20 protein-coding genes and 2 tRNA genes are annotated in these 24,058 nt (G+C 64.3%); 14 read left to right on the top strand and 8 right to left on the bottom strand.

Annotated features, from left to right (window positions below):
- Window positions 1-140 precede the first annotated feature (140 nt).
- From ilvC to ACFVWT_RS05225, 5 genes are all read right to left on the bottom strand, one after another.
- A complete protein-coding gene (gene ilvC / locus ACFVWT_RS05245; RefSeq protein WP_390245864.1) occupies window positions 141-1,166 on the bottom strand; it encodes a ketol-acid reductoisomerase in 1,026 nt (341 codons plus the stop codon).
- 74 nt (window positions 1,167-1,240) lie between these two features.
- On the bottom strand, window positions 1,241-1,753 hold the full coding sequence (gene ilvN, locus ACFVWT_RS05240) for an acetolactate synthase small subunit (RefSeq protein ID WP_390245862.1): 513 nt from the start codon (window positions 1,751-1,753) through the stop codon (window positions 1,241-1,243).
- A 2-nt stretch (window positions 1,754-1,755) separates the two neighbouring features.
- Window positions 1,756-3,657: an acetolactate synthase large subunit gene (locus ACFVWT_RS05235; RefSeq protein WP_390245860.1), complete on the bottom strand. Its 1,902-nt coding sequence runs from the start codon at window positions 3,655-3,657 to the stop codon at window positions 1,756-1,758.
- Between the two features lie 382 nt (window positions 3,658-4,039).
- Window positions 4,040-5,761: a dihydroxy-acid dehydratase gene (gene ilvD / locus ACFVWT_RS05230; protein ID WP_390245858.1), complete on the bottom strand. Its 1,722-nt coding sequence runs from the start codon at window positions 5,759-5,761 to the stop codon at window positions 4,040-4,042.
- Between the two features lie 140 nt (window positions 5,762-5,901).
- Window positions 5,902-6,825: a LysR family transcriptional regulator gene (locus tag ACFVWT_RS05225; protein ID WP_390245856.1), complete on the bottom strand. Its 924-nt coding sequence runs from the start codon at window positions 6,823-6,825 to the stop codon at window positions 5,902-5,904.
- Window positions 6,826-6,944: 119 nt separating this feature from the next.
- Between ACFVWT_RS05225 and ACFVWT_RS05220 the strand changes: the two genes are divergently transcribed.
- The 5 genes from ACFVWT_RS05220 (at window position 6,945) to ACFVWT_RS05200 (ending at window position 10,543) form a co-directional block, all read left to right on the top strand.
- A complete protein-coding gene (locus ACFVWT_RS05220; RefSeq protein WP_390245854.1) occupies window positions 6,945-7,496 on the top strand; it encodes a hypothetical protein in 552 nt (183 codons plus the stop codon).
- 75 nt (window positions 7,497-7,571) lie between these two features.
- Entirely contained in the window at window positions 7,572-8,693 is a 1,122-nt protein-coding gene (locus tag ACFVWT_RS05215; protein ID WP_390245852.1) for a hypothetical protein, read from the top strand.
- 29 nt (window positions 8,694-8,722) lie between these two features.
- Complete coding sequence (locus ACFVWT_RS05210) at window positions 8,723-9,853, top strand: PQQ-dependent sugar dehydrogenase (RefSeq protein WP_390245850.1); 1,131 nt, start codon at window positions 8,723-8,725, stop codon at window positions 9,851-9,853.
- A gap of 106 nt (window positions 9,854-9,959) precedes the next feature.
- Window positions 9,960-10,035, top strand: a tRNA-Lys gene (locus tag ACFVWT_RS05205).
- Window positions 10,036-10,333: 298 nt separating this feature from the next.
- The gene (locus tag ACFVWT_RS05200; protein ID WP_390245848.1) at window positions 10,334-10,543 is read left to right on the top strand and encodes a hypothetical protein; all 210 of its coding nucleotides are present in this window, start codon (window positions 10,334-10,336) and stop codon (window positions 10,541-10,543) included.
- A 240-nt stretch (window positions 10,544-10,783) separates the two neighbouring features.
- Here ACFVWT_RS05200 and ACFVWT_RS05195 read toward each other — a convergent pair whose 3' ends face one another.
- The gene (locus tag ACFVWT_RS05195) at window positions 10,784-11,266 is read right to left on the bottom strand and encodes a MarR family winged helix-turn-helix transcriptional regulator (protein ID WP_390247078.1); all 483 of its coding nucleotides are present in this window, start codon (window positions 11,264-11,266) and stop codon (window positions 10,784-10,786) included.
- Between the two features lie 96 nt (window positions 11,267-11,362).
- Here ACFVWT_RS05195 and bcp point away from each other — a divergent pair, with 96 nt between their 5' ends.
- The 8 genes from bcp to ACFVWT_RS05155 all read left to right on the top strand — a co-directional run bounded on the left by bcp (window position 11,363) and on the right by ACFVWT_RS05155 (window position 21,540).
- Window positions 11,363-11,833: a thioredoxin-dependent thiol peroxidase gene (gene bcp, locus ACFVWT_RS05190; protein ID WP_390245846.1), complete on the top strand. Its 471-nt coding sequence runs from the start codon at window positions 11,363-11,365 to the stop codon at window positions 11,831-11,833.
- A gap of 145 nt (window positions 11,834-11,978) precedes the next feature.
- Window positions 11,979-12,060 (top strand) — tRNA-Leu (locus ACFVWT_RS05185).
- Window positions 12,061-12,318: 258 nt separating this feature from the next.
- The gene (locus ACFVWT_RS05180) at window positions 12,319-12,993 is read left to right on the top strand and encodes a fasciclin domain-containing protein (protein ID WP_209743796.1); all 675 of its coding nucleotides are present in this window, start codon (window positions 12,319-12,321) and stop codon (window positions 12,991-12,993) included.
- 218 nt (window positions 12,994-13,211) lie between these two features.
- Window positions 13,212-14,888 (top strand): ABC transporter substrate-binding protein, encoded by a 1,677-nt coding sequence (locus tag ACFVWT_RS05175; RefSeq protein WP_390245843.1) that lies wholly within the window; start codon window positions 13,212-13,214, stop codon window positions 14,886-14,888.
- Window positions 14,889-14,967: 79 nt separating this feature from the next.
- Window positions 14,968-16,473 carry a malate:quinone oxidoreductase gene (locus tag ACFVWT_RS05170; protein ID WP_390245841.1) on the top strand — a complete coding sequence of 502 codons (1,506 nt, stop codon included), beginning with the start codon at window positions 14,968-14,970 and terminating at the stop codon, window positions 16,471-16,473.
- Window positions 16,474-16,541: 68 nt separating this feature from the next.
- Window positions 16,542-19,760: an efflux RND transporter permease subunit gene (locus ACFVWT_RS05165; protein ID WP_390245839.1), complete on the top strand. Its 3,219-nt coding sequence runs from the start codon at window positions 16,542-16,544 to the stop codon at window positions 19,758-19,760.
- A 194-nt stretch (window positions 19,761-19,954) separates the two neighbouring features.
- Window positions 19,955-21,079: an LLM class flavin-dependent oxidoreductase gene (locus ACFVWT_RS05160; protein ID WP_390245837.1), complete on the top strand. Its 1,125-nt coding sequence runs from the start codon at window positions 19,955-19,957 to the stop codon at window positions 21,077-21,079.
- Window positions 21,079-21,540, top strand: coding sequence for a MarR family winged helix-turn-helix transcriptional regulator (locus ACFVWT_RS05155; protein ID WP_390245835.1), 462 nt, complete (start codon window positions 21,079-21,081; stop codon window positions 21,538-21,540). Before ACFVWT_RS05160 ends, ACFVWT_RS05155 begins: the two co-directional genes overlap by 1 nt.
- A 3-nt stretch (window positions 21,541-21,543) precedes the next feature.
- Here ACFVWT_RS05155 and ACFVWT_RS05150 read toward each other — a convergent pair whose 3' ends face one another.
- Both ACFVWT_RS05150 and ACFVWT_RS05145 read right to left on the bottom strand, forming a co-directional pair.
- The gene (locus tag ACFVWT_RS05150; RefSeq protein ID WP_390245833.1) at window positions 21,544-22,350 is read right to left on the bottom strand and encodes a transglutaminase family protein; all 807 of its coding nucleotides are present in this window, start codon (window positions 22,348-22,350) and stop codon (window positions 21,544-21,546) included.
- Between the two features lie 75 nt (window positions 22,351-22,425).
- Window positions 22,426-23,253: a hypothetical protein gene (locus tag ACFVWT_RS05145; RefSeq protein WP_390245831.1), complete on the bottom strand. Its 828-nt coding sequence runs from the start codon at window positions 23,251-23,253 to the stop codon at window positions 22,426-22,428.
- A 98-nt stretch (window positions 23,254-23,351) separates the two neighbouring features.
- Here ACFVWT_RS05145 and ACFVWT_RS05140 point away from each other — a divergent pair, with 98 nt between their 5' ends.
- Complete coding sequence (locus ACFVWT_RS05140) at window positions 23,352-24,014, top strand: DUF1684 domain-containing protein (RefSeq protein ID WP_390245829.1); 663 nt, start codon at window positions 23,352-23,354, stop codon at window positions 24,012-24,014.
- The last annotated feature ends 44 nt before the right edge of the window (window positions 24,015-24,058 follow it).

Genomic DNA, 24,058 nt, shown 5'->3' with positions numbered 1-24,058 from the left:
CTGATCCTCTGCGTTGCAGTCCGGGGGATAAATCAAGTCTAGGCCGACGGAAAGGCCGGGCTCACATTGTTAAGTGTGAACCCGGCCTCACCGATGACTTCTAAAGGGCACCAGGCCGATGGCCTTGGCGGCAGGCAGCCTTAGCGGGCTGCCGAGCCCTCTACGTAGTCCTCGTCCTGCTGCTGCCAGGAGAACAGGGAGCGCAGCTCGCGGCCAACGGCCTCGATGGGGTGCTGCTCAGCCTTGGCACGCAGTGCCTTGAACTCAACGCCGCCGTTGTCCTGGTCCTCGATGAACCGTTTGGCGAAGGCGCCGGACTGGATGTCGCCGAGGACAGCCTTCATGTTTTCCTTCACCTCGGGGGTGATGACGCGCGGGCCGGAAACGTAGTCGCCGTATTCTGCGGTGTCGGAAACGCTCCAGCGCTGCTTGGCGATGCCGCCTTCCCACATGAGGTCAACAATGAGCTTGAGCTCGTGCAGGACCTCGAAGTAGGCGATCTGCGGCTGGTAGCCGGCCTCGGTCAGGGTCTCGAAGCCGTACTGGACCAGCTGGGAGACACCGCCGCACAGGACGGCCTGCTCGCCGAACAGGTCGGTTTCCGTCTCTTCCGTGAAAGTGGTCTTGATGACACCGGCGCGGGTACCGCCAATGGCCTTGGCGTAGGACTTTGCGAGATCCCAGGCTGCGCCCGTGGCGTCCTGCTCGACGGCGATGATGTCCGGGATGCCGCGGCCGGCTTCGAATTCGCGGCGCACAGTGTGGCCGGGAGCCTTCGGGGCGATCAGGATGACGTCAACGCCCTCCGGTGCCTGGATGTAGCCGAAACGGATGTTGAACCCGTGGGCGAAGGCCAGGGCCTTGCCGGGGGTCAGCTTGTCCTTGATGGAGTCGTTGTAGATCGAGCGCTGGTGCTGGTCCGGTGCCAGGATCATGATGACGTCTGCCCATTCGGCGGCGTCGGCGACGTTCTTGACCGTGAAGCCTGCGTCCTGGGCCTTGGCGATCGAGGAAGAGCCTTCCTTGAGCGCGATGGTTACCTCGACGCCGGAGTCGCGCAGGTTCAGGGCGTGGGCGTGGCCCTGCGAGCCGTAGCCGACGATGGCCACCTTCCGGCCCTGGATGATGGAGAGGTCTGCGTCGTCGTCGTAGAACATTTCAGTCACTTGCGTAACTCCTTTTGAGTGGATTCTTTGGTAAGTCGTCTGTGGTGTTGCGGTACTGCACGGGCGTTGCGTCGTTAAGCGCTTCGCAAGGCCCTGTCACTCATGGAGCGGGATCCCCGTCCAACGGCAAGGGTGCCGGACTGCACAATTTCGCGGATGCCGAAGGGCTCGAGCACTGACAGCAGTGCGGTGAGCTTTTCGGGATGGCCGGTTGCTTCAATGACCACCGAGTCTGTGGAGACGTCGACCACTGAAGCGCGGAACAGGTCTGCAGCCTGGGTCACCTGCAGGCGTGTTGCGGCATCCGCACGTACCTTGACCAGGATGTGGTCTCGTTGTACGGAAGATTCTGAGGTGAGTTCAACAATCTTGATCACGTTGATCAGTTTGTTCAACTGCTTGGTGACCTGTTCGATCAGGTCACCGTCGGCGTCGACGACGACGGTCATCCGGGACGTGCCCGGAACTTCCGTCGGGCCGACGGCCAGGGAGTTGATGTTGAAGGCCCGGCGGGCGAAGAGGCTCGCGACTCGGGTCAGCACACCGGGTTTGTCTTCGACCAGAACGGACAGCGTGTGGCGGGTCATGATCAGTCCTCCTCTTCCCATTCCGGGGTCATGTTGCGGGCGACCTGGATCTGGTCGTTACTCACTCCGGCGGGCACCATCGGCCACACCATGGAGTCCGGGCTCACCACGAAGTCGATGACCACCGGGCGGTCGTTGATTTCAAGGGCTTTCTGGATGGTGGCGTCGATGTCCTCGGCGCGCTCGCACCGGAAGGACGCGCAGCCGTAGGCCTCGCCCAGTTTCACGAAGTCCGGGATCCGGACAGTTTCATGGCCGGTGTTGAGGTCGGTGTTCGAGTAGCGGCCTTCGTAGAAAAGGGTCTGCCACTGGCGCACCATGCCCAGCGAGGAGTTGTTGATGACGGCAACCTTGATGGGGATCTTGTTGATGGCGCAGGTGGCCAGTTCCTGGTTGGTCATCTGGAAGCAGCCGTCACCGTCGATGGCCCAGACCACACGGTCCGGTGCGCCCACTTTGGCGCCCATGGCTGCGGGGACGGCGTAGCCCATGGTCCCGGCTCCGCCTGAGTTCAGCCAGGCGTGGGGGCGTTCGTACTTGATGAACTGCGCCGCCCACATCTGGTGCTGGCCGACGCCGGCAACGTAGATTCCTTCGGGCCCCGTGAGGGCGCCGATGCGCTCGATGACGCGCTGCGGTGCGGTGAGGCCGTCCTCCGGCTCGGTCCAGCCCAGCGGATACGTTTCCTTCAGGTTGTTCAGGAACGTCCACCAGTTCTCCAGGTCCGGCTTCCCGGAAGCAGCGAACTGCGTCTTCACGGCCTCGGTGAGCTCCGGGATGATCTCCTTGACGGAGCCCACGATGGGAACGTCGGCCGTGCGGTTCTTGGAGATTTCGGCCGGATCGATGTCAGCGTGGATGACCTTCGCGTTCGGCGCGAACGTCTTGAGGACGCCGGTTACCCGGTCGTCAAAACGGGCGCCCAGCGTGATGAGCAGGTCGGACTGCTGCAGCGCGGTCACGGCCGAGACCGTGCCGTGCATGCCGGGCATGCCGACGTGCTGCGGGTGTGAATCAGGGAAGACGCCCCGGGCCATCAGGGTGGTGACCACTGGCGCGCCGGTGATCTCGGCGAGTTCGCGCAGCTCGGCCGAAGCGTGCGCCTTCACGACGCCGCCGCCGACGTAGAGTACGGGCTTGCTGGCCCCGGCAATCAGCTTCGCTGCTTCGCGAACCTGCTTGTTGTGACCGCGGAGCACGGGACGGTAGCCGGGAAGGTCGATCTTCGGCGGCCAGGAGAAGGTCATCTGGCCTTGCTGGGCATCCTTGGCGACATCTACCAGCACCGGACCGGGCCGCCCCGTGGACGCAAGGTGGAACGCCTCCGCCATCACATGCGGGATGTCGTTGGGGTCGGTCACCAGGAACGAGTGCTTGGTGATAGGCATGGTGATGCCCACGATGTCCGCTTCCTGGAAAGCGTCCGTACCAATGACTCCGCTGGACACCTGGCCGGTAATGGCAACGAGGGGCACGGAGTCCATATGCGCGTCCATGATGGCGGTAACGAGGTTGGTGGCCCCGGGACCCGAGGTGGCAATACAAACGCCAACCCGCCCGGTAACCATGGCGTAGCCTTGCGCGGCGTGGCCGGCTCCCTGTTCGTGACGGACCAGCACGTGATTCATGCTTGAGGCCATCAAGGGGTCATAGGTGGGCAGGATCGCGCCACCGGGCAAACCAAAAATATCGTCCACGCCGAGTTCTTCGAGCGAGCGGACAATTGCTTGTGAACCGGTCATCACCGTCGGGGGTACGACGTTGTTCGGTCCAAGGACAGGAGAGACAGCAGCAGCGTGCTCGACGCCGGCATCGGCCGTGCGGTCGGCGCGTTCCGGAGCCTTGGGGGCTCCAGCGGACTTTGTAGCCATCAGCGAGGGGCTGATCGGCGATCCTTTGCTCATCGGACTCTTCCTTTGTGGATCTTTATTAGCGGGTGGTTCTCATGACGGGTGCAATATCTGAAACAAATAAAAAAACCCCTCAGCCTGGCGGCTCTTCGAGGGGTTGCGCGTGACGGTTCGTTACCAGTCGGGCTATTGAGCCACGCGCTTGGTAAGGACGACGACTGCATCTGCAGCGGCGCAGTTGGTAACGAAAGCGATCATGCGTTCAGTTTTCCCTCTAAGTGTGACGGGTGTCAACGACACACATTCCCGTCTCACTATGTGGACCCCATTGTCCACGGATTGAGCGCCATCCCCAACTGACTCGCAGTTAACGCTCCGAAAAGCGTGTTTGGCGACGTTAACTGCCAGTCAGTTGGGTCAGCGCGGCTGCGGGGTACTACCCGCAGTATGCGCCGGTGGAGGCGCTGTGCACCAGCTTGGCGTACTTGGCCAGGACGCCCTTGGTGAACTTGGCCGGGAGCGGCTCCCAGCCGATCTTGCGGGACTCGAGCTCAGCGTCGTCCACCAGCAGGTCGAAGCTGCGGGCGGCAATGTCGACGCGGATGCGGTCACCGTCCTTGACAAAGGCGATCGGACCGCCGTCGACTGCTTCCGGCGCCACGTGGCCGATGCACAGGCCCGTGGTGCCGCCGGAGAAGCGGCCATCGGTGAGGAGCAGGACATCCTTGCCCAGCCCGGCACCCTTGATGGCGCCGGTAATGGCGAGCATTTCGCGCATGCCCGGGCCACCCTTCGGGCCTTCGTAGCGGATGACCACGACGTCGCCCTTGTTGATTTCGCCGTTGTCGAGCGCGTCGAGGGCACCCTGCTCGCGCTCGAACACGCGGGCCGTGCCTTCGAAAACGTCGGCGTCGAAGCCTGCGCTCTTCACGACGGCGCCTTCAGGTGCCATGGAACCGTGCAGGATGGTGATGCCGCCGGTCTTGTGGATCGGATTGTCCAGGGCACGCAGGATCTTGCCGTCGAGGTCCGGCGGGTTGATGGACGCCAGGTTTTCCGCCAGGGTCTTGCCGGTGACGGTGAGGCAGTCGCCGTGCAGCAGCCCGGCGTCGAGCAGTGCCTTCATGATGACCGGAACGCCGCCGATCTTGTCGACGTCGGTCATCACGTAACGGCCGAACGGCTTCAGGTCGCCAAGGTGCGGGATTTTGTCGCCGATGCGGTTGAAGTCGTCGAGCGTCAGTTCCACTTCAGCTTCACGGGCGATGGCCAGCAGGTGGAGCACGGCGTTGGTGGAGCCGCCGAAGGCCATGGTCACGGCGATGGCGTTCTCAAAGGCCTTCTTGGTCATGATGTCGCGCGCGGTGATGCCGAGGCGGAGCAGGTTGACCACCGCTTCACCGGACTTGCGGGCGAACTCGTCACGACGGCGGTCTGCCGAGGGCGGGGCCGCGGAGCCCGGCAGGGACATGCCCAGGGCTTCGCCGATGCAGGCCATGGTGTTGGCCGTGTACATGCCGCCGCAGGCGCCTTCGCCCGGGCAGATGGCGCGTTCGATGCGGTCCAGGTCGCCCCGGCTCATCTTTCCGGCTGCGCAGGCGCCAACAGCCTCGAAGGCGTCAATGAGGGTGACTTCCTTTTCGGAGCCGTCCTCCAGCTTGACCCAGCCGGGCATGATGGAGCCGGCGTACAGGAACACGCTGGCGAGGTCCAGGCGCGCGGCTGCCATCAGCATTCCGGGCAGGGACTTGTCGCAACCGGCCAGGAGAACTGATCCGTCAATGCGCTCTGCCTGCATCACGGTCTCCACGGAGTCGGCGATGACTTCGCGCGAGACCAGCGAGAAGTGCATGCCTTCGTGGCCCATGGAGATCCCGTCCGAGACGGAGATGGTGCCGAACTGCATGGGGAACCCGCCGCCGGCGTGGACGCCTTCCTTGGCGCCCTGGGCCAGCCGGTTCAGGGAAAGGTTGCAGGGAGTGATCTCGTTCCAGGAACTCGCCACGCCAATCTGGGGCTTTGCAAAGTCATCGTCGCCCATGCCGACCGCCCGGAACATTCCACGCGCGGGAGCGGCGTGGATTCCATCGGTTACGACCCGGCTGCGGGGCTTGATGTCCGGCTTGTTTTCTGTCGCGGTTTGGGTGTCCTCACTCATGGGTCAAAGTCTATGGCGCAAAGAAGGGCGCCAACGACCCGGAAGGGACCGTTAAGCCGAAAAGAGGGAATATTTCGATCAAATAGTGGACTCTCGTCTCACATAATGAGATGGGCGCGGAGCGCTGGGTCGAGAATGTGTCAGCGGTCACTCAAGCCTGCCGCATCAATGGCGGCGGCTTCGGCCTCGAGCATGGACAAAACCTGCGCAATGGTGGTCCGGGCCGCCACGTCCGGACGAGCGAGCGCCACGATGCTGCGCCTGGCAGTGACGCCAAGCAGCGGACGGAGGACGAAGCCGCGTTCCTGGTTGCCCAAGGCTGTGTACCGCGGCAGCAGGCTCAACCCGTGGCCGGCGCTGACAAGGGCCTCCAGGACACGAAGGTCTGGAAAAAGCTGCGCCCGGACCGCAGGCGAACCTGCCTGGACCTCGATCTGCCGCAGCACGGTGTCGAACGGAAAGCCCTCCGGGACGCCCATCCATGGAAACCCCACCACATCGCCGGCCGTTAGCGAAGGCTTTGCCGCCAGGACGTGCCCCGCGGGCACTGCCACGTCCAGCGGTTCGTTCAGGAGCGGGACCACCACCAGCCCCTGCCGGGCAAAAACATCGGGACCGTCCACGCTATGGGCCAGCACGATGTCGTAGTCGGCGGCGAGGGCGGCAAATCCCGCGACGCCGGGGTCCTCGAAACAAGCTTCGAACCGCAGGCCCTCCACCGCCTTGACGCGGTGCAGGAGGCCGGGCAGGAACATCTCCGCCGCGCTCGGAAAAAAGGCGGCTTTGACATGCGTTTGCCAGCCCCGCCGGTACGTGTCAATGGTCGCTTCAGCGCGCGCCATGGCTGTGGAAACGTCCGCCGCGGCCGCCGCCATGGCCCGCCCTGCCTCCGTCAGGCGCACTCCCCTGCCGGACTTTTCCACGAGGACAACACCCAGTTCGTCCTGCAGGGTCTTAAGCTGCTGCGAGACGGCCGAGGGCGTCACCTCCATTGCTTCGGCCGTAGCGCCCACTGTGCCCCGGTCCGAGAGTTCACGGAGAATCCGGAGGCGTTTCAAATCCATGAGGCGAGGCTACAGGACGGAACCTGCACGGGGCCGCCGCACCCGGCGTGACACAGAGGCATGAGCCGGGTCTGGTAGCGTGCGAGCCACTCCGCCTGCCCGACCATCAGGATTCCACTGTGAACAGCAAGCCCGTGCCGGACAACCCGGCGCCCGACCCCGCATTCCTTCCTTCCGCGCCCACCAGCGAACAGCTCAAGGAGACGCTTCGGGCCGTGTTTGACCGCCAGATCCCCAACTACGGTGACTATAACCTCGTCTGCGGTTCGAACAGCTTCGAGGTCCCGGGGCCGGCTGGCCGGGGCTGGGCTCCCCCGCGGAGACGGAATTTTGTTATCGGCTACCGCTGGCACCCGGCCGAGGTTATCGTGGCCCCTTTCGACGAAAAGTCCCTCACGGCTACGGGCATTCCAGTCGCGATCAACATGACCAATCTTGCGCACGTCCACCGGCTCCCGGGACTCCGGTCGTCCCCGGGCGGTTATGAAGTGGCGGCCAGCACGGGAAAAGCCTTCCGTTTCGGAGTGGAAAATACCATGCCCCTGGCTCCGCCGTCCGGAAGTCCGGATGAGCGGGCCAGTCGCGCGACACCGCGCATCGAACAGGCCCGCGACGCCGCGGACTTCCATGAATTCATGGCCGACTTCGTGCAGCGCGGCCTGCCGGCCTGAGCCTTTACAGTCCTAATCACACCGACGTAACGTCAAGCAACGGCAACCTTGCCTTGTGGACAGAAGGGCACTGCTATGGACTGGATCATCTGGGTCATCGTCATCGTAGTAATCGTCGGAGTGGTCTGGTGGCTCCTGAACCGAAACAGTTCAGGAAACACCACGGGAACACCGGCTTCCTCCGATTCCGGCGCGTCCGCTCCACAGGCACGGCAGGCCACCGTCGACCGGACCGCCGGCGACCGCCCTGTTGGAGGCGGTGCAGCAGCGTCGGCAGATGCCACGGGCATGGCCGGAATGCCGGGCCCGGCCGGCTTCAGCGAGGCCGGCAAAGCCGCGCCGTCACCATCCGAACCGACGAGCCCCGAGCCCGCCGGTTCACCGAGGCTAAGCGCCATGCCAGCCGGCGGAGACGTGGATGACTGGGACGACGACGCTGAGGCGACCAGTGGCGCGCCCGCTGCGGACACCGGGCGTACACCGGCACCGGACGCGGCAGCCAAACCCGGGGGCGGCGCACCTGCCCCTGTCGCTGCCGACGCAACAGAGGACAAAGCAGAATGGGAGGCGCAGTGGTCCGAGGCGGCCAGCACCCCGCACACGGACCAGGCGCACACCAAGGAGGTTCCGGCCAGGGAATCGGCCGCCCGGGAGACTCCCGCTGCGGCGACCGGCCAGCAGGGTCCGGTCCACCACCCTGAGTACACGGAGCCCCATGCACCCACCCTTCCCGGCGCCGAATCGGCCGCGGCGGAAGAGGTCCAGGACACAAACGTGCAGGACACGGGCGCCAAGGCTTCAGGGGCCGACGCCGGACTGCCGCCCGCCGGTGCAACCGCTCCGGCCGCCGGCGCAACCGCTCCGGCCGCCGCGGGCGGCGCGGGAGTCCTCTCCGAGGGAGATGCCGAGACAATGCAGGCGACCGCCTCATCGGCCGCCACGGAAGCAGCCGCAAGCCATGTGGCAGAACCCGCCGGCCACCTGGCTGCGGACAAGCCCTACGGCGAGGGATCAGCAGCTCCGGGCCCCGACGGCAGCGGACCCGACGGCTACACGGTCAAAGGCAATGCGCAAACGATGATTTACCACGAGGAAACCAGCCAAGGCTACGAGGAAACCACTGCGGAAGTCTGGTTCGAGTCGGCCGCTCACGCGGAAGCGGCCGGGTTCCGGGCGCCGCGCCGTAGCCGGCACTAGGCTGTCCCGCCAGCAGGGTCGGCGTCCGCATGAATCGGGGGTTACCGGGGCCCGCATCAAGGCCTGCACGCCGCATTGCGCTTGCCGTGGCCCTTGCATGCACGCTGGCGTTGGCCGCCTGTACCGGGGGTGGCAGCAGTCCCACGAGCAAAGCAGGTTCGGCTATGGGCACCGACGAGGCATCCCGGGAACCCCGGGTGCTCCGGAAGGTGGAAGGACTGCGGTTACCCTGGTCCGCAGTGTTCCTTCCGGACGGCACAGCCGTCATTTCCGAACGTGACAGTGGCGACGTCAAAGCGGTCAAAGACGGCGGGACAATTACTCTCGGCAGCATCCCCGGGGTCGTTCCCGGAGGCGAAGGCGGCCTTCTGGGGCTGGCGGTGTCACCGAACTACGCTTCGGACGAGTCGATCTTCGCCTATTTCACGGCCCTGGAGGACAACAGAATTGCCCGCCTCACCCTGACTGAGGTCGAGCCAGGAGGCACCTTGACGCTTGGCCCGCCGGAAATAATCTTCTCCGGCATCCCCAAAGCGTCAACCCACAACGGCGGCCGCATCCGTTTTGGACCGGACGGGAATCTCTACGTGGGAACCGGTGATTCGCAACGTCGCGATCAGCCCCAGGATCCGAATGCGCTGGGCGGGAAGATCCTCAGGATCACCGCCGAGGGCAAGCCCGCGCCGGGCAACCCGTTTGGCGACAACCCTGTCTATAGCCTCGGCCACCGGAATGTGCAGGGCCTCGACTGGGATGACGAAGGCAGGCTGTGGTCCAGCGAGTTCGGGCCGACCGTGGACGACGAACTGAACCTGATCCAGCCGGGGGGAAATTACGGCTGGCCGGAGGTCACCGGTGCGCCCGGCAGGCCGGGCTTTGTTGATGCCAAGGTGGTGTGGCCCTCCACCGCTGAATCTTCACCGAGCGGACTCGAGATCGCCGGGTCCACGGCCTACCTTGGGGCGCTACGGGGCCAACGGCTGTGGGCTGTCCCCCTCGACGGCGAAAATGCGGGCAATCCTGTGAGCCATTTCACAGCGAGGTTCGGCCGGATCCGGGACGTTTCACTCGCCCCGGACGGCAGTCTCTGGATGCTTACTAACAACCAAAACCCTGATTTTGCGCTGATTTTGGCGCCCCCGACCAAGGCCGGAAGCTGAAAGGACCGCCGATTTCACACGGGACAAAATCTCGTGTAGAGTTTCATGTCGTTGCGGAGATGAACGAGGGAAACAAAAGCCTTCGGGAAGAACCAAAACAACAGCTGCACCTCTAGCTCAACTGGCAGAGCAATTGACTCTTAATCAATGGGTTCCGGGTTCGAGTCCCGGGGGGTGCACCACGGAAACCCCGTCTTCACAGGCCACAAGCCACGAAGGCGGGGTTTCGTCATGCCATGAAATCTCCGTATGGACACCTGCACGGGCTAGGGTGGCGCAATAGTGAATCGGTGGATGGGGGACCCATGAAGTTTTGGCGCTCGGTGATGACGTTGCCGCAACCGGTGAAGGGCTGCTTCCTGGCGTACATGATCGTCTTCACGGCGGCTTTTGTCCTCATTGCTCTCATGGGATTCGCGGGGCAGGAACAGGCAAACCGGGTGACGCCATGGCTGATGGGGGCCTGTTGGCGTCAGCGCCGTGGCTCTGGGGCTGGTACTGGCGTTCGATGTCCGCGGGTCGGCACGTGCCTACGCTTCGCTGGTCAAGGACTTCAAGCCGATGGGCGTGGACTACTCCAAGTCGTTTTTCGCAAACCCGAAGATCATCCGCTTCTTTGGTGGCATGTTTGCGGCCGTTGGCGTGTGGTTCGTGGTGGGTTCGACGATCTTCGCGTCCAGCATCCCCTGAGCGACCGGCCACGGGGATCCTCCACAACCGTGTGCCGCCCCGTGACCCCGGGCACTGGAGACGAGCCTGGAGTTCAGTGAAAACCCCGGCTCGGCGCTACAACGGTTGTTGGAGATGGGCGTCATGGCGATCCTGCAAGCCAACCCGGGCCCCTCGAACAAGGGCTGGGACGAACAAGGGCTGGGACGTTCAGGCGCTGGAGGCGATCGCCGTCCGCCTTCTGGGGCAGCGCCGGGCCGGTCAGTTAACGCTGTTCGCGTCCACGGTCAGGCCGGACTCGACACTCGCCACGATTGCTTTGGTCTCCGGCGAAGAAAAACGGCTGGCCAGGACGGTCACCACGGCCTGAAGCTCCTGACGGAGAACGTCGGGATCAATCGAAGCGGCCGCCAGCACGGTTCGTTCCATGTCCGCCGCGGCGGCCACGGCCTCAACTCCACGCTCGGTAAGGGACACCACGTGGCTTCGACGGTCGGACGTGCTGCGTTCCCGTCGGATATGTCCGTGTACCTCAAGCCGGCTCAGGGTTTTCCCCATGGTCTGGGCCTGGACGCGTACCAATTGGGCAAGCTGTGCCTGGGTCATGGGTCCATTGAGCGCAAGGACTTCCATGGCGATCACCCCCGCGTGGGTCAGCCCGATGGCTCCCAGCTTCTCGTTCCAGGAGTGCTCCACGAGGCGTGCCGCGGTGGACAAAAGGCGCCCAGTGGGCCAGCGATCCATATCAGGCATACAACTTAGTATAGCCAGCGTAGGATTCGTCCCTTGTTCGCCCGCTTACTAAACTTGCATGTCCAGAACATTCCTAAGGAGAAAATCTTGGCTGAACGACTCAACCCGGGCACTGCGGCACCGGACTTTAAGCTGAAGGATTCCGGCGGGAAGGACGTCAGCCTGCAGGATTATCGGGGACGGAACGTCATCGTGTATTTCTATCCGGCAGCGTCCACGCCCGGCTGCACCAAGGAAGCATGCGACTTCCGCGACACCCTCGCTTCCCTCCAGCGTGAAGGCTACGACGTTCTGGGCATCTCCCCTGATCCGGTCGCCAAGCTCGCCACCTTCGCTGAGAAGGAGGGCCTGACGTTTCCTCTGTTGTCCGACGAAGACCACGCCGTGGCTGAGGCCTACGCCGCCTGGGGGGAGAAAAAGAATTACGGGCGGACGTATGAGGGCCTCATCCGGTCCACGATTGTGGTGGATCCGGGAGGCAACGTCGCCGTGGCACAGTACAACGTGCGGGCCACCGGCCATGTGGCGAAGCTCCGCCGGGACCTCGGACTGGCCTAGCCGGACTCCCGGGCGCCAGCGGCCAGCGCTGATCCGCCTCCAAGCGGAAGGCGCTCCCGGCAGGTACACTGGAGCCTGGAATCCGCCGTCGAACGTCTTTTCGCTTTCCCTTGAACAGCAGGAAGAACGCGCACGACGGCGCCGCGCGCGAGTGGTGAAATTGGCAGACACGCAGGATTTAGGTTCCTGTGCCTTCGGGCGTGGGGGTTCAAGTCCCCCCTTGCGCACAGCTGCATAATCCTAGGAATCCCGGGCCTCACGGTCCGGGATTCCTTTGTTTAACGCCGCGTTGGGGCCGCCGCAGCGGTACACGGAGGCCCCTCGAAAAAAGATTCTCCACCGTCACCCATCCATTACTGCCGGACTGCCGAATACCCATTGAGACACCAACCAAGGGTCGGTGCCCACAGTCGGAAACAGCCAGTGCAGTGATCGAAGAAGTCGTTCGCCGCAGGCAAACATCGGCACTAACAAGGAGAATCGAAATGCAGTCATTCAAGCGCACAACTTTCACCGTTGCAGGTGTTGCAGCTGCAGCTCTGCTGAGCCTGACCGCATGCGGCGGATCAGCCACCACGGCCAACAGCTCCTCCGCACCGGCTTCCACGCCGTCTGCTTCGAGCATGGCGCCGTCACCGTCGGCCAGCTCTGCGGCCGCCATGGATCCCGCCGCCAACCTGGTGGGCCCCGGCTGCGCAGGTTACGCCGAGAAGGTTCCCAGCGGTGCAGGGTCGGTCTCGGGAATGGCCCTCGATCCGGTTGCGGTTGCAGCCTCCAACAACCCGCTGCTGACCACCCTCACGGCGGCAGTCTCCGGCAAGCTCAACCCCAAGGTCAACCTCGTGGATACGCTCAACGGCAGTGAATTCACGGTCTTCGCACCGGTGGATGACGCGTTCGCTAAGATCGACGCCGCCACCATCGAAACGCTCAAGACCGATGACGCCCTGCTCAGCAAGATCCTGACTTACCACGTTGTTCCCGGCCAGATCACCCCTGACAACATTGTGGGCACCCACAAGACTGTCCAGGGCGGCTCCGTCACCGTCACCGGCACCAAGGATGCGCTGAAGGTCGATGACGCCAGCGTCATCTGCGGCGGCGTCAAGACTGCCAACGCCACGGTCTACCTGGTGGACTCCGTCCTGATGCCGAAGTAGGCAACCACGAACGCTCCTGTCCCGGCTCCAGCCTGACTCCCTGGACCGATCCCGGAGAAACCGAGGCCCGCACCGTCCGGTGCGGGCCTCAGTTTTGCCTTCCGGCAGGCGGGGATGGCATCAGGCGGCGCACCCGGCGAGTGTCCAGGATCGTTCAATTAGACTGGGGACCGGTCCGCTGTCCGCGGACCTTCCGGCCGCCCAGAGGTGATCATCGAGTGCCCAGCAGTAAATCGCGCCGCATTGCAGTCAGTATCGGTGCAGGGGTCCTGTCGCTGCTGCTGGCCGCGTGTACAGGAACGCCCGCTCCGCCGCCGGCGTCGTCCTCTGCGGTTCCTGCCGGCACGGCTGCCCTCGCACCGACGGCGACGTTCACTTTCGGCACGGCGGCCCAGCCGCTGGGACTTGATCCCGCGCTGGCGTCCGATGTGGAGTCCTACCGGATCACCCGCCAGGTCCTGGAGGGCCTTGTGGGAGTTGACCAGACCACGGGGCAGCCCACTCCATTGCTCGCCACTGAGTGGGCGGAATCCAACGAGGGCCGCGCCTACTCCTTCAAGCTCCGTGAGGGCGTCACCTTCCAGGACGGCACGCCCTTCGATGCCGCGGCCGTCTGCACCAACTTCGACAGATGGTTCAACTTCCCGGAGAGCCTGCGGAAGCAAGCGCCCGGCACATCTTTCAAGGGCGTGTTCAAGGCCTACGCCGACCAGGCATCGCTCTCCATTTACAAGGGCTGCACCGCCGTCTCCGCCGGAAATGTCCGGATCGACCTCACCCAGCCGTTCACCGGGTTTCTCCAGGCGCTGACGCTCCCGGCCTTCGCTATGTCCTCCCCTTCGGCAATGGCGTCACAGAAGGCGGACAGCCTCAGCCAGACCCGCGACGGCCAGCCCGTGTCGGCCTATGCCCTGCACCCCGTCGGCACAGGCCCTTACAGCTTTGCCGCGTGGCAGGACTCCAGCGTCAAGCTGGTCAGCAACAAGGACTACTGGGGTGACAAGGGACAAATCGGCACCATCAATTTCGTCACGTACGATCACCCTCAGTCCAGGCTCCAGGCCCTCCTCGACGGGAAGATTGACGGCTATGACGCCGTCACTGTGGGCAACTTCGACCAGCTGGTGAAACGCGGACAGCAGATCATCCAGCGTGACCCGTTCTCCGTGATGTACCTGGGCATGAACCAGGAAGTGCCCATCCTGCAAAACATCAAGGTGCGCCAGGCCATCGAGTTGGCGGTGGACAAGGAAACACTGATCCGCCGGTTCTTCATCGACAACACTGCCCAGGCCACCCAGTTCGTCCCGCCCAAACTCAGCGGGTTCAACAACAACGCACCCTCCCTGGGCCACGATCCGGCCAAGGCCAAGGCGCTTCTGAAGGAGGCCGGATATAAGGGCGAGGAACTGAAGTTCTACTACCCCCTTAATGTCACCAGGCCTTACCTTCCCACCCCCGAAAAGGTGTATGCCGAGCTCAGCAAGCAGCTGACGGCCGTCGGACTGAACATCAAACCGGTTCCGGTGGAGTGGTCGGACGGGTACCTGCAGAAAGTCCAGTCACCCGGGGACCATGCACTGCACCTGCTCGGCTGGAACGGCTCCTACTCCGATCCGGACAACTTTGTGGGTCCCCTGTTTGGCGAAAAGACCGGCGAATTCGGTTATCAGGACCCGCAGGTGTTTTCGAAGATCGCGCGGGCACGCGGCTTGCCGGAGGGCGAAGAGCGGACACAGCAATACCGCACCATCAACGCCCAGATCGCCGAATCAGTGCCCGCCGTCCCCATTGCTTTCCCCATTTCCGCCCTGGCCCTCTCGGACCGCGTACTGAAGTACCCTGCCTCGCCGGTATTAAACGAGGTTTTCACAAAGGTGGAGCTAAAACCTTGACGGACTGCCCCAATTTCAGTTAGTAGGGTGCTCGGGGATATTCTGTGACAGCCAGAGCCGCTGCTATCGGAGACTGATTGTGACTTTCATTTCCAAGACCCAACATGCCGACGTCGTCCTGATTGGCGGCGGCATCATGAGCGCCACGCTGGGTGCGTTCATCAAGCAGCTCGAACCGAACTGGACCATCTCTCTGTTCGAACGGCTCGACGAAGCCGGCCTGGAAAGCTCAGGCCCGTGGAACAACGCAGGAACCGGGCACGCCGCCCTGTGTGAGCTTAACTACTCCCCCGCAGCCAAAGACGGCTCGGTCGATCCCTCCAAAGCGCTGCACATCAACGAGCAGTTCCAGCTGTCCCGCCAGTTCTGGTCCCATCTGGTCAGCAACTCGCTCATTGGCTCCCCCAAGGGGTTCATCAACACTGTCCCCCACATGAGTTTCGTCATCGGGGACGCCAACGCGGACTTCCTGAAGACCCGGTACGAGGCATTGAAGCCGAATACCCTCTTCCGTTCCATGGAATACTCCGAGGACCACGCCCAGATCGCCAAGTGGGCGCCCCTGATCGTCAAGGGCCGCGATCCGAAGCAGAGGATCGCTGCCACCCGCGCGGCTGAGGGAACCGACGTCGACTTCGGCGCACTGACCCGTGAGCTGACCACCTACCTGGGCAATAACGGCGTGGAGATCAACTACGGGCACGACGTCAACGGCATCCGGCGTGCCCCGGGGGGCGGCTGGGACCTGACGCTCAAGCACAAGAAGTCCGGGGAACACGGCAACATCCACGCGAAATTCGTGTTCGTCGGCGCCGGCGGCGGGGCACTGCATCTTCTCCAGGCCTCCGGCATCCCCGAGAGCAAGGGCTACGGCGGATTCCCGGTCTCAGGCCAGTTCTTCCGCTGCACCGACGAGACCCTCGCGGCCCAGCACAGCGCCAAGGTCTACGGACAGGCATCCGTGGGGGCCCCGCCCATGTCCGTCCCCCACCTTGACACCCGTTACGTCGACGGCAAGAGGTCGCTGCTGTTCGGTCCCTATGCCGGGTTCTCCACCAATTTCCTGAAGAACGGCTCGTACCTGGACCTGCCGTTGTCAATCCGCCCCGGCAACATCATCCCGATGCTTGCCGTGGCGAAGGACAACATGGACCTCACGGCCTACTTGGTCAAGGAAGTAGCCAAGCGCCACGGCGACAAGGTGGAGGCCCTTCGCGAGTACTACCCCGAAGCAAAAGACGGCGATTGGGAACTCATCACCGCCGGCCAGCGTGTTCAGATCATCAAGAAGGATCCGAAGAAGGGTGGTGTCCTCCAGTTCGGCACTGAAGTGATCGCTGCGCGCGATGGTTCCATCGGTGCGCTGCTTGGCGCTTCCCCGGGAGCATCCACGGCCGTTCCCATCATGATCGAGCTCCTCCAGAAGTCCTTCCCCAGGAACTTCAAGGGCTGGCAGTCCAAGCTCAAGGAAATGATGCCCGGCTACGGCATCAAGCTCAACGACAACCCTGAGTTGGCCGCACAGCTGGAAGCGGAAACCGCCAAAACTCTCCAGCTGGAAGCCGTAGACGCCCCCTCCAGCTGAGGCCCCGTTCGGGTTACGGCAGGTTCCACCCCCAACCACAAGACCGTTAACCCCCAGGAGACAATGAGATGTACCGGCTGGCAAAACTATCGCTGGCAAACAGGGCCCTGATCGCGCTGATCACCGTCTTCGCGTCGGTGTTCGGCGTGATCACCATGTCCTCGCTCAAGCAGGAACTCATCCCTTCCATCGAGTTTCCGCAGATCACGGTCATCTCGGCCATGCCCGGCGCATCGCCGGAGGTCGTGGACAAGCAGGTGAGCGGGCCCCTCGAGACAGCGCTGAACGGTGTCGAGGGGCTCGAGTCGACGTCATCCACCTCCCGCACGGGCGTTTCGCAGATCACCATGGTGTTCACGTACGGTTCAAACCTGGACCGGGCGCGGAACCAGATCGACCGCGCCATTTCCAACGCCAAGCGCGCCCTGCCCGATGATGTCCAGCCCCAGGCCATTGCAGGCAGCATCAGCGATTTCCCGATTGTGTTCCTGGCAGTCTCCTCCGACAAGCCGCTCAGTGAACTGAACGCCGACCTGCAGCGCCTCAGCGTCCCCCGGCTTCAGAAGCTCGACGGCGTCAGGGGCGCCGACGTCACCGGCGGCGCCAGCCAGCACATCCAGATCCTTCCCCGCCCCGAGGCCATGGCGGCCAAGGGCGCCACCCTCCAGTCCATCAGCAATGCGTTGAAGAACAACGGGGCGCTGATCCCGGCGGGCACCATCGAGGAACAAGGCAAGACGCTCTCGCTGCAGATCGGCAGCCCGGTGGACTCCCTGGACGCGGTCAAGGCCCTTCCGCTGGGCGGCGCCAAAGACGCCGCCACCATCGGCAGCGTCGCCGACGTCAGCATCAAGGACGACGTCCGCACGTCGATCACCCGCACCAACGGCAAGGAAACCCTGGCGCTCTCCGTGACGAAGAAGCCCGAGGGCGACACTGTGGCGATCTCGCACGCAGTGAAGGACTCCATCGGCCAGCTTGAGGCTGAGCTGGGGTCCAACGCCAAGTTCACCCCGGTGTTCGACCAGGCCCCGTTCATCGAAAAGTCCATCAAGGACCTCACCACGGAAGGCCTGCTGGGTCTGGGCTTTGCTGTAGCGGTGATCCTGGTGTTCCTGATGTCCGTGCGGTCCACACTGGTGACCGCTGTCTCCATCCCGCTGTCCCTGCTCATCACCTTCATCGGTCTCTCCGCAACGGGATACTCCCTGAACATCCTCACCCTCGGGGCACTGACCATCGCCATTGGACGCGTGGTGGACGATTCGATTGTGGTGATCGAGAACATCAAGCGCCACCTCAGCTACGGCGAGACGAAACTGTCGGCCATCCTCACGTCCATCCGGGAGGTCGCCGGCGCCATCACGGCGTCCACGCTGACCACAGTGGCAGTTTTCCTTCCGATTGCGTTCGTCGGCGAACTGGCCGGCGAGCTGTTCCGGCCCTTCGCCCTGACGGTGACCATCGCCCTGCTCTCGTCGCTGCTGGTGTCCCTCACCATCGTGCCTGTCCTTGCCTACTGGTTCCTCAAGTCACCGGCTGACAGCTCGGGGGCAGCCCTGTCCGCCGCGGCGGCTCGGGAAGCCGCAGCCAAGGCCCATGAGGCTGAACAGCGCAGCCTGCTGCAGCGCGGATACCTGCCCGTCCTCAATAAGACGCAGAAGCACCCGGTGGTAACGCTCATCGCGGCAGTCCTGGTGCTTGGCGGGACGGCGGCGATGACACCGCTGCTCGCCACCGACCTGCTGGGCCGCTCAGGTGAGAACAGCATGACTGTCCGGCAGGTTCTTCCCGCCGGAACAAGCCTCTCGGATACCAGCGCGGCAGCCGTGAAGGTCGAGGAAGTACTGCGGAACATCGACGGCATCAAGGACGTGCAGGTCACGTCGGGGAACGCGCAGACCGGCTTCACCGCACTCACGTCCAGCGGCGCCTCGAACTCCTCGTTCACGGTGGTCACCGAAGAAAAGGCCAACCAGGCCCGGCTCCAGGAAACCGTCCGCACCGAACTGGCGAAAATCAGTGGCGCGGGAAAGATCTCCGTGGGGTCACAGCAGGGCGGATTCGGCACCACGTCCACGGTGGACATCACCCTGAAAGCGGCCAACTCAGCGGATCTCAGGACCGCAAGCGATGCCATGGTCCAAGCCATGGAGGGTGTGCCGGGCAGCACTGAGGTTGCCACGAACCTTGCGGCAAGCCAGCCGGTGGTCCAGGTCAAGGTGGACCGTGCCAAAGCGGTGGCGGCCGGCCTGAACGAGGAGCAGGTGGCCGGCGTCCTGGCCTCCACCATCAGTCCCGTGCAGGCCGGAACAGTGCGGATCGATACCAACGACTTCCCGGTGCAGATCGGCGAGGGCACGCGGTTCACTAGCGTCGCCGCTGTGCGGAACATCCCGCTGCCGGCATCCGGCGGGGCCGTGACGCTCGGAAGCATCGCTTCCGTGGAACAGGTGGACATTCCGGTGTCCATCACCGCAAGCAACGGCCAGCGTACCGCGCGGGTCTCGGTGACGCCGTCGGGAGCCAACCTGGGCGCTGTGAGCACTGAGGTGCAGAACCGGCTCAAGGGGGTCGAACTCCCGGCCGGCGTCACGGCAGAGATCGGCGGCGCCACCACCCAGCAGACGGAGTCGTTCCAGCAGTTGGGCCTGGCCCTGCTGGCCGCCATCGCCATCGTGTACGTGATCATGGTGGCGGCCTTCAAGTCGCTCATCCAGCCGCTCATCCTGCTGGTATCCGTTCCGTTCGCAGCCACAGGGGCCGTCGCCCTGCTGCTGGCAACCGGCGTGCCGCTGGGCCTGCCGTCGTTGATCGGCATGCTCATGCTGGTGGGCATCGTGGTGACCAACGCCATCGTCCTGATCGACCTCATCAACCAGTACCGGCAGCCGCGGAACGGCCAGCCCGGAATGAACGTGGCTGACGCCATCACCCACGGGGCGCGGCAGCGCCTGCGCCCCATCCTGATGACAGCCCTGGCCACCGTTTTCGCGCTGACGCCCATGGCACTGGGCCTCACCGGCGGTGGTGGTTTCATCTCCCAGCCCCTGGCGGTGGTGGTCATCGGCGGACTGGTTTCCTCGACGGCGCTGACTCTGGTCCTGGTGCCGGTCCTTTATCGACTGGTTGAAGGGCGCCGTGAGAAGAAGGCGCTGCTCCGTGCGATGCACGAACGCCCCGACTTCGGGCCGCCGGAGGATGTCGACGCAGAGTTCCGTGACTGGACAACAGGCATGGTCCCCAAGGTCTCCGGCCGCCGCGCCGCAGCCGGCGAAGCCGAATAGGCCCCCGCCGCTGAACTGGAGTTTCTGAATAAACGCAGTGCCCGTGCCGCCCCCGGTGGTACGGGCACTGCTGCTTAACCGACCGGGAATATCCTGGCGTGCCGGACGTTACACCGACTGATAGATGCAAATGCATGTAAATCGGTTACACTGGAACAAGACCCGGAGCAGTTCGGAAAACGGAAAGGCATATCATGCAGATCGGCGTATTCAGCGTCAGTGACATCACCACTGATCCCACCACGGGCCGCACGCCCACGGAACACGAACGCATCAAAGCGTCCGTGGCCATTGCCAAAAAAGTCGAAGAGATCGGCATGGACGTCTACGCCATTGGCGAGCACCACAACCGGCCTTTCTTCTCCTCCTCCCCCACCACCACCCTGGCCTACATCGCGGCGCAGACGGAGCGGATCATCCTCTCCACCGCCACCACCCTGATCACCACCAACGACCCCGTGAAGATCGCCGAAGACTTTGCGATGCTCCAGCACCTTGCCGACGGCCGCGTGGACCTGGTGATGGGCCGGGGCAACACCGCCCCCGTCTATCCCTGGTTCGGCAAGAACATCCAGGACGGCGTGGAGCTGGCCATCGAGAACTACAGCCTCCTGCGCAAGCTCTGGGACGAGGACACCGTGAACTGGTCCGGCAAGTTCCGCACCCCGCTGCAGAACTTCACGTCCACGCCGCGCCCGCTCGACGGCGTGGCCCCCTTTGTGTGGCACGGTTCCATCCGCACGCCGCAGATCGCCGAAGTCGCCGCGTACTACGGTGACGGCTTCTTCGCCAACAACATCTTCTGGCCCAAGGAGCACTACCAGCAGCTGATCGGCCTGTACCGCGAACGCTACGAGCACTACGGCCACGGCAAGGCAGACCAGGCGATCGTCGGCCTCGGCGGGCAGTTCTTCATGCGGAAGAATTCCCAGGACGCAGTGAAGGAGTTCCGCCCGTACTTCGATAACGCCCCGGTCTACGGCCACGGCCCCTCACTGGAGGACTTCACCTCGCAGACGCCGCTGACCGTCGGCAGCCCGCAGGAAGTCATCGAAAAGACCCTGACGTTCCGCGAGTACTTCGGCGACTACCAACGCCAGCTGTTCCTGATCGACCACGCGGGCCTGCCGCTAAAGACCGTACTGGAGCAGCTGGACCTGTTCGGCGAAGAGGTCCTGCCGGTCCTGCGCAAGGAGTACGCCGCCCTCACGCCCGCCCATGTGCCGGAACCACCCACCCACGCCGGGCGGGTGGCAGCCCGGATGGCTGCCCAGGTGCAGGAGGACTCACTCACCAAGCCCACGGCGCAGGACGCCTGATGACCTCGCAGCCGGGCGGGTCGCCTGTACGGCTCGCCGCCGAAACCTGGGAATCACTGTTCCGCGCGCAAGTGGCGGTAATGCGGAAGCTTCAGTCCGGCCCTGCTTTCAAAGGCCTGGCCGTCAACGAATACGACGTCCTGTTCACGCTCTCACGCTGCCCCTCCGGTTGGCTGCGCCTGAACGAGCTGAATGACAACGTGCTCCTCAGCCAGTCCAGCCTCAGCAGGCTGGTGGAGAGACTGGAGAAGCGCGGACTCGTGGAGCGCATGCCGGCGCCCCAGGACGGACGCGGCGTCCTCCTGAAACTGACGGACACCGGCCGGGAGCTGCAGAAGCAGATCGGCCGCGAGCACGTACGTGACATCTCCGCGCTGATCACGCCCGCGCTGACGGCCAGCGAACAGCGGGAACTGCTGCGGCTCACCGAAAAGCTGCGCGGGTCTGTGGCAGGGCGCTAGGCGTCAGGAAATCGCTACGAGCTTCGCAGGGTCTTCCTGGGGCAGCTCCCCGTCCACCACTGCGGTGACGCGGAGCTCCCTCAGGGACAGGCTTCCGCCTACCGTGGACAGGAACGCTGTGTCCGAGGAGTCCCGGCCGGCGGTGATCCTCAGCATGCTCTCCCGCGGGGCGAGCCCGGTGGGATCAATGACGTACCAGGCCCCGTTAATGTAAGCCTCGGCCACGGCATGGAAATCCATCGGGCTGAGCCCGGGCGCATAGACCGCCACCAGCCTCGCGGGTACATCCTTGGCGCGCAGCAGTGAAATGGCGAGATGTGCGAAGTCGCGGCACACGCCACGGCGGTGCAGGAGCGTCTCCACCGCGCCGTCAGTACCGCGCGAGGAGCCGCTGACGTAGCGGAGCTCGCTGAAGACCCAGTTGCGGACGGCGTGCAGGAGCTCTTCGCCCTGGAGGCCGCCGAATTCGGCATAGGCCGTGGGCAAGAGCCGGTCCGACTCCGCGTACCGGCTGGGCCGGACGTAGCGGATCAGTTCCATAAGGTTGGGCTCTTCCGGAACCGCCAGCCCGGAAACTGTGGCCGTGTAGTCCACGGTCACTTCGGTGGGCTCCGCGAACTCCATGTAATGGAAGCGGCCGCCGTGGTGGTCGGACAGTTCCGTTACGGGCACCGGGTCCTCCCCGGAGGTTACCGACATCGTCTCCACGAGCGACGAATAGCCCGCATTCCTTGCGACGGCAACCGCCAGTGCGACTTTCGTTTCGGCTGCGGTCTTGAAGACGAGCCGGGCGGCCACGCTGCGTTCCATGTATCTCCGGGGTGTGAGGTAGTTGCAGAACAGTACCCGGTACCGGCCGGTTGGGTTTACAGGCGGGCGGCGGGACTAACTTTTGATCTTCAGAGACATTAGCATCCGCTGGACATTCGCGAATTCAGAGCCCTCGTTAACGTACTTGGCCGCCTGGTCCAGGGTGTCGAACGCCTTGGCGGGAGCCACTTTCTCGTCGGTGGCGAACGCCTTGAACGCGGCCAGGTCACCGAACGAGACATCCCCCTTACCCGCCGGACCGCGCACGATGTTCTGCAGGGCACAGGCCCTGCCGTCGCTTCCTCCCACCACGTTCGTGATGCCGTAAGAACCGAAGTACCTGTAACCCTGGATCACCCGGAACACCACATGCGGCGCAATCAAACCGTCTCCTTCGCGGTGCGGCAGGTCGACCGGAACGCTGCTCACAACCACGTACGGCTTTCGGGCTGCCTCCTGGCAGGCCGCGGCCGACGGCGATGGCAGGCCGGTCTGCAGGGTCGCCAGATAGCCTCCCTTGGCATCCTTGACTTCGATTTTGACGGCCCCCGGAAGCGTCCCCTGGTCGGGCGTGACCGACTGCGCAATCCAGTCCTGCGGCAGCTCAAAACTGACGTTCCGGGCGGAATCCGAGAAGACCTTCCACGCCGCCGCCGTCGCTCCGCCGGACGCGGATTCCGCACCCGTTGGCGAAGGGTGAGCCCCGGTGCCGGTGGCTCCGGGAGTCGCCCCGGGCGACGGGGCCGGCGAGGCGCCCGCCGTCGTCGGGCTTTCCGTTGGACTCCCGCCCGCTGTCCAGGAGGGCTCCCCCTTGCCCTCACCGCTGCAACCGGACATCACTGCGGCAGCGACGATGAATGCCGCGCCCAAACGCGCCCTGAGGGCTACTGCCTTCGCTGTCATGACGCAAGCGTAGCCGCGCGGGCCGTGCTGCCGCCGCGTTGCGGACGGAGTGTTGGCGGGCGGGGTTTCCCGTCCGCAAAGAGGGCTACGCTGGGGACATGGCGGAACAGCACTTTGACACGGAGCAGGACAGCGTAGCGGACATCTCGGCCCTGGATATCGCCGACTGGAGGATCCGGACCTTCGCCATGTACCAAAATGTCCGGAGAATTGCCGTGGACAGCCCCGCTGAGGCTCACTCGTATTGGCGCCAGGAACGCGACCGGATGTTTGGCACCCACCCGGCCTCCGCGCTGACAGCGGAAGCCAAATCCACGTTCAGCGGCCTCCGGACGGCCGACTATGACCCCATTTACCGGTTCCACGTTCCCCTCACAAAGGAGGGCGCCGGCCGGGAAATGAATGTTGAGACGGGGACCGACGGCGTTGTCAGGTTCGTACGCCTGGGCACCTTCGATCTGCCCGAGATGGGCCAGCTGGCCGTCTGGAAGCTGCACGGCTATGGCGGCGGCATCTTCGTGCCCTTCCGGGACGCGACCGCGGGACAGCCCGGCGGCAGCTACGGCGCCGGGCGCTACCTGCTGGACACGATCAAGGGAGCTTTCCATGGCGTTCTGGGATCGGGGCCCGACGCCGAATTCGTCCTGGACTTCAATTTTGCGTACAACCCGTCCTGCGCCTACAACGAAGCCTGGGCGTGCCCGCTGGCGGGTCCGTCCAATCGGCTTGCAGTGGAGATTCCGGCGGGCGAACTGTACTAACCGCCCTTCCCGGGAGCCGCTCGGCCGACACACTCGCCCGGGCC

Origin of the sequence: Arthrobacter sp. NPDC058288 (genome assembly GCF_042880995.1) — a bacterium.
Taxonomy (GTDB): domain Bacteria; phylum Actinomycetota; class Actinomycetes; order Actinomycetales; family Micrococcaceae; genus Arthrobacter.
Note: the sequence above shows the minus strand (reverse complement) of the source record. Positions and strands in the feature narration are given on the sequence as shown.

Bases quoted from the DNA above. Each gene is read 5' to 3' on its own strand.
- ACFVWT_RS05195 (WP_390247078.1), bottom strand. From the start codon at position 11,266: ATGGATCGCTGGCCCACTGGGCGCCTTTTGTCCACCGCGGCACGCCTC.
- ACFVWT_RS05145 (WP_390245831.1), bottom strand. From the start codon at position 23,253: ATGACAGCGAAGGCAGTAGCCCTCAGGGCGCGTTTGGGCGCGGCATTC.
- ilvN (WP_390245862.1), bottom strand. From the start codon at position 1,753: ATGACCCGCCACACGCTGTCCGTTCTGGTCGAAGACAAACCCGGTGTG.
- ACFVWT_RS05150 (WP_390245833.1), bottom strand. From the start codon at position 22,350: ATGGAACGCAGCGTGGCCGCCCGGCTCGTCTTCAAGACCGCAGCCGAA.
- ACFVWT_RS05235 (WP_390245860.1), bottom strand. From the start codon at position 3,657: ATGAGCAAAGGATCGCCGATCAGCCCCTCGCTGATGGCTACAAAGTCC.
- ACFVWT_RS05140 (WP_390245829.1), top strand. From the start codon at position 23,352: ATGGCGGAACAGCACTTTGACACGGAGCAGGACAGCGTAGCGGACATC.
- ACFVWT_RS05160 (WP_390245837.1), top strand. From the start codon at position 19,955: ATGCAGATCGGCGTATTCAGCGTCAGTGACATCACCACTGATCCCACC.
- ACFVWT_RS05165 (WP_390245839.1), top strand. From the start codon at position 16,542: ATGTACCGGCTGGCAAAACTATCGCTGGCAAACAGGGCCCTGATCGCG.
- ACFVWT_RS05155 (WP_390245835.1), top strand. From the start codon at position 21,079: ATGACCTCGCAGCCGGGCGGGTCGCCTGTACGGCTCGCCGCCGAAACC.
- ACFVWT_RS05215 (WP_390245852.1), top strand. From the start codon at position 7,572: ATGGACTGGATCATCTGGGTCATCGTCATCGTAGTAATCGTCGGAGTG.
- ilvD (WP_390245858.1), bottom strand. From the start codon at position 5,761: ATGAGTGAGGACACCCAAACCGCGACAGAAAACAAGCCGGACATCAAG.
- ACFVWT_RS05225 (WP_390245856.1), bottom strand. From the start codon at position 6,825: ATGGATTTGAAACGCCTCCGGATTCTCCGTGAACTCTCGGACCGGGGC.
- ACFVWT_RS05180 (WP_209743796.1), top strand. From the start codon at position 12,319: ATGCAGTCATTCAAGCGCACAACTTTCACCGTTGCAGGTGTTGCAGCT.
- ACFVWT_RS05210 (WP_390245850.1), top strand. From the start codon at position 8,723: ATGAATCGGGGGTTACCGGGGCCCGCATCAAGGCCTGCACGCCGCATT.